Origin of the sequence: Brenneria sp. L4-2C (assembly GCF_040240335.1) — a bacterium.
Lineage (GTDB): Bacteria > Pseudomonadota > Gammaproteobacteria > Enterobacterales > Enterobacteriaceae > Brenneria.
This window is the reverse complement of the sequence record NZ_JBEIAC010000023.1, coordinates 38,309-50,936: the sequence shown is the minus strand read 5'-3', so window position 1 is coordinate 50,936 and position 12,628 is coordinate 38,309. Positions and strand designations below refer to the sequence as shown.

The 12,628-nt window shown below is 60.9% G+C and carries 11 protein-coding genes and 4 tRNA genes; 9 read left to right on the top strand and 6 right to left on the bottom strand.

Annotation, left to right across the window (positions count from 1 at the left end):
* Positions 1-5 precede the first annotated feature (5 nt).
* On the top strand, positions 6-1,124 hold the full coding sequence (locus ABRZ26_RS22055; protein ID WP_319606255.1) for an amino acid ABC transporter permease: 1,119 nt from the start codon (positions 6-8) through the stop codon (positions 1,122-1,124).
* Positions 1,121-1,876, top strand: a complete 756-nt coding sequence (locus tag ABRZ26_RS22050; protein ID WP_319606254.1) for an amino acid ABC transporter ATP-binding protein — start codon at positions 1,121-1,123, stop codon at positions 1,874-1,876. The genes ABRZ26_RS22055 and ABRZ26_RS22050 overlap by 4 nt, the downstream gene beginning before the upstream one ends.
* A 107-nt stretch (positions 1,877-1,983) precedes the next feature.
* On the opposite strand, the gene ABRZ26_RS22045 is transcribed toward ABRZ26_RS22050, so the two are convergent.
* The gene (locus tag ABRZ26_RS22045) at positions 1,984-3,141 is read right to left on the bottom strand and encodes an amidohydrolase (protein WP_319606253.1); all 1,158 of its coding nucleotides are present in this window, start codon (positions 3,139-3,141) and stop codon (positions 1,984-1,986) included.
* Between the two features lie 271 nt (positions 3,142-3,412).
* Here ABRZ26_RS22045 and ABRZ26_RS22040 point away from each other — a divergent pair, with 271 nt between their 5' ends.
* The 7 genes from ABRZ26_RS22040 to ABRZ26_RS22010 all read left to right on the top strand — a co-directional run bounded on the left by ABRZ26_RS22040 (position 3,413) and on the right by ABRZ26_RS22010 (position 11,236).
* Entirely contained in the window at positions 3,413-3,928 is a 516-nt protein-coding gene (locus tag ABRZ26_RS22040; protein WP_319606252.1) for an RNA polymerase sigma factor, read from the top strand.
* 73 nt (positions 3,929-4,001) lie between these two features.
* The gene (locus ABRZ26_RS22035; protein ID WP_319606251.1) at positions 4,002-4,940 is read left to right on the top strand and encodes a FecR family protein; all 939 of its coding nucleotides are present in this window, start codon (positions 4,002-4,004) and stop codon (positions 4,938-4,940) included.
* A gap of 151 nt (positions 4,941-5,091) precedes the next feature.
* Positions 5,092-7,488 (top strand): TonB-dependent siderophore receptor, encoded by a 2,397-nt coding sequence (locus tag ABRZ26_RS22030; protein WP_319606250.1) that lies wholly within the window; start codon positions 5,092-5,094, stop codon positions 7,486-7,488.
* Positions 7,485-8,264, top strand: coding sequence for an ABC transporter ATP-binding protein (locus tag ABRZ26_RS22025; protein ID WP_319606249.1), 780 nt, complete (start codon positions 7,485-7,487; stop codon positions 8,262-8,264). Before ABRZ26_RS22030 ends, ABRZ26_RS22025 begins: the two co-directional genes overlap by 4 nt.
* A complete protein-coding gene (locus ABRZ26_RS22020; RefSeq protein WP_319606248.1) occupies positions 8,261-9,256 on the top strand; it encodes a FecCD family ABC transporter permease in 996 nt (331 codons plus the stop codon). Before ABRZ26_RS22025 ends, ABRZ26_RS22020 begins: the two co-directional genes overlap by 4 nt.
* A complete protein-coding gene (locus ABRZ26_RS22015; protein ID WP_319606247.1) occupies positions 9,253-10,254 on the top strand; it encodes a FecCD family ABC transporter permease in 1,002 nt (333 codons plus the stop codon). Before ABRZ26_RS22020 ends, ABRZ26_RS22015 begins: the two co-directional genes overlap by 4 nt.
* Positions 10,255-10,267: 13 nt before the next feature.
* A complete protein-coding gene (locus ABRZ26_RS22010; RefSeq protein ID WP_319606246.1) occupies positions 10,268-11,236 on the top strand; it encodes an ABC transporter substrate-binding protein in 969 nt (322 codons plus the stop codon).
* Here the strand turns inward: ABRZ26_RS22010 and ABRZ26_RS22005 are convergent.
* The 5 genes from ABRZ26_RS22005 to ABRZ26_RS21985 all read right to left on the bottom strand — a co-directional run bounded on the left by ABRZ26_RS22005 (position 11,221) and on the right by ABRZ26_RS21985 (position 12,570).
* Positions 11,221-11,616 (bottom strand): hypothetical protein, encoded by a 396-nt coding sequence (locus ABRZ26_RS22005; RefSeq protein ID WP_319606245.1) that lies wholly within the window; start codon positions 11,614-11,616, stop codon positions 11,221-11,223. The genes ABRZ26_RS22010 and ABRZ26_RS22005 overlap by 16 nt on opposite strands.
* Positions 11,617-12,104: 488 nt before the next feature.
* Positions 12,105-12,181, bottom strand: a tRNA-Pro gene (locus tag ABRZ26_RS22000).
* Positions 12,182-12,226: 45 nt separating this feature from the next.
* A tRNA-Leu gene (locus ABRZ26_RS21995) sits at positions 12,227-12,313 on the bottom strand.
* Between the two features lie 22 nt (positions 12,314-12,335).
* Positions 12,336-12,411, bottom strand: a tRNA-His gene (locus ABRZ26_RS21990).
* Positions 12,412-12,493: 82 nt separating this feature from the next.
* A tRNA-Arg gene (locus ABRZ26_RS21985) sits at positions 12,494-12,570 on the bottom strand.
* Positions 12,571-12,628: the final 58 nt, after the last annotated feature.

The window sequence follows — 12,628 nt, the reverse complement described above, 5'->3', positions numbered from 1 at the left end:
GCGCCATGTCATCTCTTTTTTCACTCGCTGGCGCGTATCCCCGGCTGCTGACTTCCTGCCGCTGGCTGCGCAACAACCTGTTCAGCAGCCTGCCGCAAACGCTGCTGACCCTGCTGCTGGCGGCGCTATTGGCGTACGTCGGCGATAAGGCGCTGCGCTGGGGAATTATCGACGCCGTCTGGCATACCCGCGATCCGCAAATCTGCCGGGAGGCCGCGGGCGCCTGCTGGGCGGTGATCGTCGAGAAACATCGGCCCATCCTGTTCGGTCTCTATCCTTACGAACAGCACTGGCGGCCGATCGTCGCCATGGCGATCTGGTTCCTGACGCTGAGCCTGTCGCTGATGCCGCGTTTCTGGCATTCGCGCATTCTGCTGCCGCTGTGGATTTTGTCCGTCGCCGTCATGACGATCCTCATGAGCGGGGGCATTCTGGGGTTGCCGCCCGTCCCCTCATCCGAATGGGGCGGTCTGCCGCTGACCATCCTGCTGTTTAGCGGCACGGTGGTGATCGGGATGCCGTTTTCCGTGCTGCTGGCGCTTGGCCGTCGTTCGCCGTTGCCTTTTTTGCGCAGCCTGTCGGTGATATTTATCGAAAGCCTGCGCGGCGTGCCGTTGATTACCATCCTGTTTGTGGCCGTCAATGTCTTCCCGCTGTTTCTGCCCGCCGGCATGGAAGTCAACAAACTGCTGCGCATCATTATCGGCATCGCGCTGTTCTTCGCCTGCTATCAGGCGGAGGTGATTCGCGGCGGCCTGCAATCGGTGCCGCGCGGCCAGTATGAGGCCGCCGCCGCGCTCAACCTGAATTACTGGCACACCACCACGAAAATCATTCTGCCGCAGGCGTTGCGCATCTGTCTGCCGGCGATGACCAACCACATTATCGCCGCCATGAAGAACACCTCTTTCGTCATTATCATCGGCCTGTTCGATATCCTGACCGCCACCAGTTCGGTGATGCAAGACCCGCTCTGGCGCCGTTATTACATTGAAACGTACCTGTTTATCTCGTTCATCTATCTGTTGTTCGGTTTTTCGCTTTCCCGCTATGCCCTGTGGGTGGAAAAACGTATCGACGCCAGCCGTAATCCTGAAACGCTTAATCACGGAGCCTTGTCATGAGTAGTACACTTTCCCCGCAACCGGTTATCGAGATCAAATCGGTCAGCAAATGGTATGGCGAGTTTCAGGCGCTGAACAACGTCTCGCTGAACGTGGCGAAAGGAGAGCGCGTGGTGATCTGCGGCCCGTCCGGCTCGGGAAAATCCACGCTGATCCGCTGCATTAACCGGCTGGAAGAACATCATCAGGGACAGATTCTGGTCAACGGCATCGAGATGAACGACAACATCAAAAACATCAGCCGGATCCGACTGAGCATCGGCATGCTGTTCCAGCAGTTCAATCTGTTTCCGCATTTGAGCGTACTGGATAACCTGATCCTCGGCCCGACGTTGGTCAGACAGATGAAAAAGCGGCAGGCCATCGAACTGGCGATGCACTATCTGGAAAAGGTGCATATCGCCAATCAGGCGCACAAGTTCCCGCTTCAGCTATCGGGCGGACAGCAGCAGCGCGTGGCGATTGCGCGCGCGCTCTGCATGCAGCCGGAAATCATGCTGTTTGACGAGCCGACCTCGGCGCTGGATCCGGAAATGATTAAAGAAGTGCTGGACGTGATGCTCGATCTGGCGGACACCGGGATGACCATGATCGTCGTCACCCATGAAATGGGGTTCGCCAAAACGGTGGCGGATAACGTGATCCTGATGGCCGACGGCGGCGTCATCGAATCCGCGCCGCCGCAAACCTTTTTCAATCAGCCGAAACACCCGCGCACGCAACAGTTTCTGGAGCAGATACTGAGCCATTAACGACGGCCGGTCTCTTTCCGGCGGGCCAGACGGCGCGGCATTGCCGGTGTTTTCACGCCGGCATAGCGATGATAGAAATTGGCCGGCAAGCGGTATGGCTTATCAACTCAATCGGCCGTCAGCCGTTCGAGACTTTGCTTCGCCATCTGATAAAGATAGTGCGCGGTAGGGAACAGCGCCCGGTCGTCCACGCGGAATTTGGGATGATGCAGCGCATACGGGCCGCCGGAGCCCACCATCATAAACGTCCCGGGCAGCTTCTGCTGGTAAAACGCGAAATCCTCGCCGATCGGGCTGGCCTCGACGCGCCGCGCTTCAAAACCTTCCTCATCCGCCACCCTCAGCGCAAACTCGACCCACTCCGGCGTATTGACCACCGACGGCGGCCCGGCATGCCAGATAAACTCGATGTCGGCGCCAAACGTGCTGGCGATGCCCGCGACGATCTGACGCAAGCGCTGCTCAATCAGCTCCCGCGCCGCCTGACTGAACGTTCTGACGGTGCCTTCCACGTACGCGGTATCGGGAATCACGTTCCAGGTGCTGCCGCTGTGAACCTGGGTGATGGACACCACGGCGTTATTATCCGAGGGGACGGTTCGGCTGATTATCGTTTGTACGGCGCTGATGAGCTGTCCGAGAATTACGATCGGATCGTTGCCCTCGTGCGGTTTCGCCGCATGACAGCCTTTCGCCGCAATCTTGATTTCAAAGCGGTCTACGCCCGCCGTCAATGCGCCGTCTTTGCCGCCCACCACCCCGACCGGCAGCGTCGGATCGTTATGAATGCCGAATATCGCCGCCGCGTTGTCCAGCGCGCCGGTGGCGATCACCGTCGGCGCGCCTAATCCCGTTTCCTCGGCGGCCTGAAATAAAATACGCACGACGCCTTTTAGCTCCGCTTCAACCTTCTTCAGCAGAATGGCCGCCCCCAGCGCGGCGGAAGCGTGGAAATCATGTCCGCAGGCATGCATGACGCCGGCGCGGCTGGAGGTATATTCAACCCCGGACTCCTCTTCAATCGGCAGCGCGTCAATATCCGACCGAATCACCACCAGCGGCCCCTCCTGCCGCCCGCCCACTTCGGCGATCAAACCGGTTTTCAGCGGCAGTTCCAGAATACGGATCCCCTCTTTTTCCAATACCGCCCTGATTTTACCGGTGGTTTCAACTTCCTGATTGGATAATTCCGGGTGTTGATGCAGGTCGCGGCGAAATGCCTGAATAAACTGCGCCAACGGCTGATGCTGAGATGCTGTGTTCATTGAGTGTCTCTCCACCTTGTCTGCTCCGATAGCGCAAGTCTAATCTTATTGACCTGTTTTTTCGGCATTTTATTTACCGCCATCCGCGCTGCCGCTTTTCTCCGGGGTCTTAACGCCGCGGGTGACGGCAGGGCATCTGATTGACAATTGACAGTAATAACGCGAGAACTCTATTATCAATGATAATTATTATCATTGATAATAGAGTTTCGGTTGTCGCCCGGATCACGCCCTGAACCGGCGCAACGGGCCGACGCCTCTGCGGGAAACCATGAACAAAGCGATGCTCGATAATCTCCACAGCTTTTTCGTCAGAATGCGTCCGCGTCTGCAAGCATTGGCGCAAGCGCGCACCGGCTGTCGGGTCACCGCCGAAGATCTGGTGCAGAACGCCTGGCTGAAAATCGAGCGCATCGAGACCCCCGGCGCGATCCGCAATCCTGACGGCTTTCTTACCCAGATCGTCAATAACGCCGTGCTGGATCATCTCCGTAAAGAGCGGCGACGCGCTGAAATCAATGCGGAAGTCAATGAATTGCTGGGAGAAAGGCTGGATAACGTTTCCCCGGAACGCATGCTGATCGGCCGCGAAAAAATCGATGTGCTGCAACAGGCGCTGGATGAATTGCCGGAGAAAACCCGACGTATTTTCCTGATGAACCGCATCGACCATATTCCCCATCGGCAGATCGCCAAAATAGTTGGGATTAGCGACGAAGCGGTTTATTATCACATCCGTCGCGCGCTGGACCGCCTGGCTTTATTGCGCGATCAATTCGATGACTGATGCCGGCCATGCGCCGCGGCCCCACGATCGTCAGTCTCTCCGTTGGCCCCTAAAGTAATCGCAGCCCGACTCCATGGATGACTCCGACCACAACGCAGCACAGCAACGCCAGATCGCCTCTAAGGCGCGCGCATGGATCGTTCGTTTAAGCTCCGGGCAGATAAGCCGTGAAGAGTTGCAGCGTTTCTATGCCTGGCGCGAACTGTCGCCGGCGCATCGCCGCGCCTTTGAACACGAGCGGACATTTTGGCAGCAGCTGAGCCAAATTGGCGACGGCGATCGTATGGCGTCGCCGACCGCCCCCCTGTGGAGCAGGCGTCGTTTTTTGTGGGGAAGCGCGGCGGCGGCGGTCGTCATGGCGGCGACGCCTTCGCTGTGGCAGTGGTCGCAGCAAGACTTTTCCACGGCCGCCGGTCAACAGGCCCGCATCCGGCTGCCGGATGGTTCCGACGCGCTGCTCAACACCGACAGCGCCATTGCGCTGGATTTTTCCGCCGAGCGGCGGCGGGTGCGGCTGCTGCATGGAGAAGCCTTGTTCCAGACGGCGGTAAGCGCCGCATCGCCCTTCGAAGTCATGGCGCTGGGCGGCGTGATCGACAGCGCGGCGGCGGCGGCCTTCGCGGTGACGGCGCTGGACGAGATGGCCACCGTGCGCGTAACCGACGGGCAGGTGCGCGTAGCGGCGGCCGCTGACGCCGTGACGCTGTCCGCGCGCCAACAAACCCACTATCGGACGGCGCAAGCGCCGGCGCAGGCGACGCCGTTCAAGCTGACGGAGCTGGCCTGGCGCGAACGACGCGTGATTTTCGAGGGACGCCCGCTGGCCGGCGCGCTGGCGGAACTGGGCCGCTACCTGCCGGAAAAAGTGGTGCTGCGCGCCCGAGCGGCCGGCGCGGTGCCGGTCAGCGGCGTGTTCGCCATCGATCGGGCGCTCTCCGCCATGACGGCGTTGGCACGCACCCAGGGGCTGTCGGTACGTCGGGTGCCCGGCCTGTTACTCATCATCGCCTGAGCCCGTCTCTTCGCTTTTTTTGCAAAAATTTCACTTTGTTGTTTAGGCAAATCCCTCCCTGACGCGTCAATCAACTGACGGGATGCGACAGGCAGCGCCTAGCTATCCGGTTGGGCGATTGTCCATGGCTGAATATTGAGGGGAAGAAGTGATGAATTACGCCACCACGGGACGGAGTTGTCGCCGTCCTCTGCACCGCCGTCTTTTGACCATATCGCTGGTCGGCGCCTTAACGCTGCTGCCGGAGACCATCGCCGCCGCGCAGGCCGGGGAAAACATTGAACGCAAACAGGCGTTTCGCCTTCCCAGCCAACCGTTGAGCGCCGCGTTACGGCAGTTCGCCGAGCAATCCGGCGTGCAAATCGCCTACGCCACCGCTATCGCCGAGGGAGCCAGAGCGCCGGCGGTTAACGGCGTGATGTCCGCCGATGACGCGCTGGCGAAATTGCTGGCGGGCAGCGGAATCACCAGCATTAGCGACGCCCATAGCGTCACGCTGGTGAAAAACCAGCCGCAGGCCTCGGCCGGCGGCGATACGGTGACGGTAGTGGGCCACGCGGAAACCGCCGACGGCCCGGTAACCGGCTATCGCGCCGCCCGTTCGGCCACCGCCACCAAAACCGATACCGCGCTGCGCGATCTGCCGCAATCCGTGCAGGTGGTGCCGCGCACGGTGCTGGAAGATCGTCAGACCACTGAATTGACCGAGGCGCTGCAAAATGTTTCCTCGGTACAGCAGAACGGCACCTCCGGCAATCGGGCCGAAACCTTTCTGGTTCGGGGGTTCTCCTCCCCCGGTTACGCCATCGACGGCGTGATGCTCAACGCCGCCGGCGATCGGCCGGAAACCTTTTTGGATCTGGCCAATGTCGAACGGGTCGAGGTGTTGAAAGGGCCGGCCTCGGCGCTGTACGGACGGGGCGAGCCCGGCGGACTGATCAACATCGTCACTCGACGGCCCAGCTATCAATGGGAAGGCGACGCCTCGCTGCAAGGCGGCAGTTTCGGCTTTCGGCGCGGCGAAGGCTCGGTCAGCGGCCCGCTCACCGACGACAAACGCGTGACCGCCCGTCTCACCGGCGCTTTACAGACCGAAGAGGGCTTCGTGGATGAACGCCGGCGCAGCGACAGGCAATTCCTCAGCACCGCGGTGCGCTGGGAGCCGACCGACGCGACGCGCTTTAATTTCGGTCTGGATTACACGCGCCAGAAACAGCCGTTCGATCGCGGCCTGATCGTGAGCGCGGACAACCAGATCAACTTGCCGCGCGAGCGATTCCTCGGCGAACGCTGGTCGCAGGTGGAAGCCGCCAAACGGCGCTTCTCGTTCGGCGCCGAGCATGAAATGAGCGATGCCTGGACCCTGCGAGGATCCCTGCGCTACGACGATGCGCTGGTGGAAGATACCGGCATAGACTATCGCGACCTGCGCGATGACGACCGCACCCTGCGGCGGCGCTATACCGATCGTCGGGAAGACTCCACCCAATTCGACGCCCAACTGGAATCGCAATGGGCGTTCGCTACCGGTCAGGTCGACCATACGCTGCTGGGCGGGCTGCAATATACCCGTTCACGCATGAATTTCCTGTCTTATCGCGCCAATATCGATGCCATCGACATCTATCAGCCCGCGTACGGCGCCGCTATGCCGACCCCATCGCTGAATTCCGACTTTCGCAACACCATCCGCATGGCCTCGCTATTCCTGCAAGACCAAATCGATTTCTCCGAACAATGGAAAGCGCTGGCGGGCTTACGCTATGACCGGGCGCGGCAGCATATGGATCAGCGCGTGGGCGACGGCGATCCCGACGTGAACGACTGGGCGCTGACCAAACGTCTGGGGCTGGTCTACCGGCCGGTGGAACCGCTTTCGCTGTACGCCAGCTATGCGGAAAGCTTCGTGCCGCAAGCTGGTCAGTCGCGCAACGGCCAGTCGCTGGATCCCGAGGAAGGCTGGCAGGTGGAAACCGGGGCGAAATGGGATCTGCTGCCGGACCGTTTGTCGTTGACCACCGCGCTGTTCCAAATCAACAAGCGCAACATCGCCGCCGACGATCCGCTGGATTCCGACTATTCGGTGCTGACCGGACGCCAGCGGGTACGCGGTCTGGAAATGGATCTCACCGGCACGCCGCTGCCGGGCTGGGAACTGATCTGGTCCGGCGCCTATCTGGACGCGCGCATAACCCAGGACGAGGACTATGCCATCGGCAACCGCCTGACCGGCGTGCCGAAATGGAGCAGCAGCCTGTGGAGCACCTATCGCTTCCAACCCGGCAGTTCGCTGGATGGCCTGAAGCTGGGGGCCGGCGTCCAGATGGTGGGCGCGCGCAAAGGAGATCTGGACAACAGCTTCGGCGTCTCCGGCTACTACCGTCTGGACGCCACGGTCTCTTATCAACTGACCCGGCAGCTGGAGGTGTCGGTCACCGGTAAAAACCTTACCGATCAAGATTATATCGAGACGCCGGTCAGCCGTACCGAAAACCATCCCGGCGCGCCGCGCAGCGTGTATGTGGCGCTGAAGACGCGCTTTCGATGAGCGAGGCGATGCAGGTGCGGGATTTGCGCTTTGGCTATGGAACGAGTCCGGTACTGGCGGGGATTTCGTTTAGCGTACGGCGCGGAGAACTGCTGGCGATTGTCGGCCCCAACGGCTGCGGCAAAAGCACCCTGTTGCGGATGATGGCCGGCCTGCTGAAGCCACAAGGCGGCGAAGTGCGGATCGACGGCCGCCCGCTGGCGGCGTTCAGCCGCCGTCGCCTGGCGCGCCGATTGGCGCTGCTGTCGCAATCCGGCCTGGCGCCGCCCGGTATGCGGGTAGCGGATCTGGTGGCGATGGGACGCTTTGCCCACGGCAGTTGGCTGCGGCGCGATACGCCGGACGATCGCGCCCACGTGGCGGCGGCGATGGAGAGAATGGCGGTGGCGGATCTGGCGCAACGACGGCTGGCCGAGCTATCGGGCGGCCAGTTGCAGCGAGTGCGCATGGCGATGACGCTCGCCCAGAACGCCGGGCTGCTGCTGCTGGACGAACCCACCAACCATCTGGATCTTAAACACCAGTACGCGCTGCTGGACTGCGCCCGCGCCGAAGCGCGCGCGGGTCGCGCGGTGGTGGCGGTGCTGCACGATCTGATCCACGCCAGCCTGTACGCCGACCGGCTGATCCTGTTGCATCAGGGCCGCATCCTGGCGCAGGGCGCGCCGGAACAGGTACAGACCCCGCAGGCGCTCTGGCAGGCATACGGCGTGCGCACTGTCGCCATCCCCTGCGGCGCCCGCACCATTCCGCTGCCGGAGAACGCCCTGTTATGAGAACGGCGATAATTTTGAGCGGCCTGGCCGCCCTGCTGCCGGTATTGGCGCTGCTGCATCTGTGCGGCGGCGCCCGTCCCTTGCCGCCCGCCACCGTCTGGGCGGCGCTGACCGACTACGACGCGGCTAATTTTCTGCATCTGGTGGTGATCAAACAGCGCCTGAGCCGGCTGGCGGTGGCGCTGGGCGTGGGCGGATGTCTGGCGGCGGCGGGCTACCTGCTGCAAAAGGTGCTGCGCAACGATCTGGTGTCTCCCTCCACGCTGGGCGTCAATAGCGGCGCTACCGCGTTTGCGGTGGCGGCCATCCATTTTGGCGGACTGTCCGGCAGCGCGTTGTTCTGGCCGTCGCTGGCCGGCGCCGCGGCCGGCCTGCTGCTCGCCGGCGTAGCGGCGGAACTGCTGGGGCGGGGAAGCCGGGATCCGCTCAATTTGGTGCTGGGCGGCGCCATGAGCGCCACCCTGTTTTCCGCGGCCAGCGCCTTTATCCTATCGCTCGATCCGGACGCTTTCGGCAATATCCTGAGCTGGCTGGTGGGCGACATCGGCATCTTTGATTATCAGACGCTGCAAACGCTGTGGCCCGCCGCGCTGGCGGCCTTGCTAGTGCTGGGCTTGCTGACGCGCCGTCTGGATCTGCTGGCGCTGGGGGAAGATCAGGCCGCCAGTCTGGGCGCCGATCCGCGTCTGATGCAGCGCATAGCGATAGCCGGTTCGGTGGTGCTGGCCGTTATCGCGGTTACCGTGGCGGGGCCGATCGGTTTTGTCGGCCTGGTGGTGCCGCATATCGCCAGGCTCTGGTTGGGCGACGCCGGTCTGGCTCCGCTCGGCGGCGCGTTACTGCTGGGCGCGGCGCTGCTCACGATGGCCGATCTGCTGGCCCGAACCTTATTGGCGCCGCGCCTGCTCAATGTCGGCACGGTCATGGCGCTGTTCGGCGGCATGGCGTTTCTGGCGCTGGTGGTTATCACCTTACGTCGGCGGTCGACATGAGCCGCGCGCCACAGCGCCCCGGCTGGGTAGCCGTATGGCTGGCGTTGGCGCTGGCGGCGTTAAGCGTGATATCGCTTGGCGTCGGCAGCGACGATATGGGTCTGGCCCGTATCCTGCGCTGGATATTAACCACGGAAGGCGCGACGGACGACGATGTCGCAGCGGTGCTGAGCTTACGCGCGCCGCGCATCGCCGTGGCGATCCTGAGCGGGGCGATGCTGGCGGCCTCTGGCTACCTGTTGCAGATCGTCGCCAATAACGGTCTCGCCGATCCCGGCATCATCGGCATCTCTCAGGGCGCCAGCGCCGCCATTCTGCTGGGCGGCGTCACCTTCGGCCTGCCCGCCGCCTGGCTGGCGCCGGCCGGACTGATCGGCGGGCTGACCACCGGTATTCTGGTGCTGGGGCTGTCGCTGTGGTTAGGCAGCACGCTGGGTCTGGTGCTGATCGGCCTGGCGGTCAGCATTACGCTGGGCGCGGCGGTGGAGATGGTGATGGTCAGCGGCGGCATCAATCAGTTTGTGCAGTTGCTCACCTGGTCGCACGGTTCGCTCACCGCCGCCTCGCCGGTGGATGCCGTCAGGCTGTTCGGCTGGGCCGCGGCGCTGGCGCTGCCGTTGCTGATGGCGCCGCGGGCGTTGGCGCCGTTGCGTCTGGGCAGCGAACAAGCGGCAGCCGTCGGCGCCAATCCCCGCTACTCGCGGCCGCTGTTGGTCTTGCTGGCGGCGGCGCTGGTGGCGCCGGTGGTGACCATCGCCGGCCCGGTGTCGTTTGTCGGGCTGATTGCCGCCCACGTGGCGCGTCGTCTGGCGGGCGAACGGCCCGGCGCGGTACTGGGCGTGACGCTGCTGGTGGGCGCGTTGCTGTTTCTGGGCGCCGATACCGCCGGACGTACGCTGTTTCTGCCGTTGATCGTACCGGCCGGGCTGCTGGTCTCGCTGGGCGGCGTGTTGGGATTTCTGATCGTGGCCCGCAGCGCCGCATGGCGGCCGGGATAATAAGGAGTAGAGGATGATGCGAAGCTGGCTATGGTCATTACTGCTGTTGAGCGCGCTCGCGCAGGGGCGGGTGGTGACCGATCATGGCGGTTATACCGTCGCGGTGCCGGACGCGCCGCAACGTATTGTCTCGCTGCATGACTGGACTCTGACGGTGATGATCCACGAACTGGGCGCGCCGTTGGCGGCCAGCAGCGGTCGTCTGGCCGCCGATGGGTCTTTTTATATGCGCGGCGCGCGCGAATTGTTCGGGCTGGACTTTTCCCGACTGGCGCTGGCGTCGGTACACGGCAAGCCGGATCTGGAGCGGATCCGCGCCATGAAGCCGGATCTGATCCTGGCTAATAGCGGCGACTATGCGCCGCTGCGGGCGCAGCTCGCCACGTTAGCGCCGACCCTGATGTTCGATGGCGAACAGGGACGGCCAATGCTGGCGTTATATCAGGATCTGGCCGCCTGGCTGGGGCGCGAGGCGCAATTTCAGCAATTGCTGGCAGGCTACCGGGCGGAATTGACGGCGACGCGCCAGCGCCTGCTCGAACGACAGCCCGTCGCGCCGAGCTATGTGGCGTTGCTGGTCAATGGCCGCGACGGCAGCTTGCAGATCGTTAAAGAGTACGGCGCATTAACCACGGTACTGGACGATTTAGGCTTGCGGCGCCTGCCGATCGTTTCGCAGGTGCCGGCGGGCCGCGACCGTATGGTGATTGGCGCCGAGTGGCTGGACGTCATCGACGCCGATTATATCGTCACCAGCTATCTACCGGAACATGGCGATAACGCCGATAGTCTGGCCCGCGACCTTGAGCGCATTGCGCCGGGCGCGCGCCGCTTTTTAAAAGCATTTCAATACGGACAGGTGGTGAGTTTGCCGCGCTACCAGGTCTACCCGCCCAGCTTTGCCGGCCTGCACTTGACCTTGCAGGCATTGTCGATGCGCCTGTCGGAAGGGAAACAATTCCAGCGTCATGGCGTGGAATAGCAAGAAGACGCTTTAATTGCTAATAACCCACCCACACCTATCATCGCCGCATCAAGAATGATGATGGCAAAACCATACTGAACCTTTAAAACATCGCCAAGAAAAAAACCGGCAAGAAATATAAAAATAATGCCCGCTATCATCATCCCGACAATAGAGACAAAGATGCTTTTAGATCCGCGCGCGATAAGACGATAACTTATAACGCCATAAGCAATAAAAAGGGAAACAGCGACGACAATAACAGCTAACAAGTTAGATTCCATTTCGTCACTACTATCGAAAAACGGGCCGAATTGTGACGCAGAAAAAGAGAGGCTAAATATTAAAACTCCGGGAGCAATCAAGGCTGGAATCAAGCAGGAAAGAAATTTCTTCATTGTTAAATTACCTTCCAAAACCATATTTCTTTAGAGTCAAAAAAATCAGATGCAATTCCTTCGATACTGACTCCCCAATCTAATGGCGCACTGGTCATCAAAAGCCTTATGTCCGTCCTTACGCCGACAGGGGTTCTCATCCCCTTTAATTTCTGGATGTGCGTTCCAGAGCGCGGCGAATGTCATGCTCATCTGATAGTCCCTTATATGTAAAAATCTGAATATAACCTTTTGGTTTTGTGAGCTCAACAGCCTTCATCAAGTAAAGAAACCTCGATCTGTTTTTCAGACTGTCGTAAAGCGACTCATACATCTCTGTTTAAATACGCGCAGCAATTCCCCCTTCGTGAACAAGGGCTATGCCTGAAAATGGCGGATTTTACTGTATCGAGGGAAGAAGATGAAAAACGAAAAAAAACAGCAAGCCATGACGACTTGCTGTTTTCTTCGGCCTTATCTACAATCTTGCAGACAAAACCGCCGGGAATTGGTCGGCGAGAGAGGATTCGAACCTCCGACCCACTGGTCCCAAACCAGTTGCGCTACCAAGCTGCGCTACTCGCCGAATCTGCTGCTTTACTGCTTAAGCATCACTGATGCTTGGTTTGTGTGGTGCGAAGAGAGGGACTTGAACCCTCACGTCCGTTAAGACACTAACACCTGAAGCTAGCGCGTCTACCAATTCCGCCACCTTCGCATAACTCACAAACATTTAAATCTGGGGTGGCTAATGGGACTCGAACCCACGACAACTGGAATCACAATCCAGGGCTCTACCAACTGAGCTATAGCCACCATATACCACTTTATTACTTCTTTGACGCGGTACTTCCTTTACGGGGTAAATGTACCACCGCAGCTCTTGCACACAACTATGTGGTGCGCCCGACAGGATTCGAACCTGAGACCTCTGCCTCCGGAGGGCAGCGCTCTATCCAGCTGAGCTACGGGCGCATAGCGCCGTTGCGGGAGGGGATACTACGGATTTAACCCGTGCCTGTCTAGTGCTTTT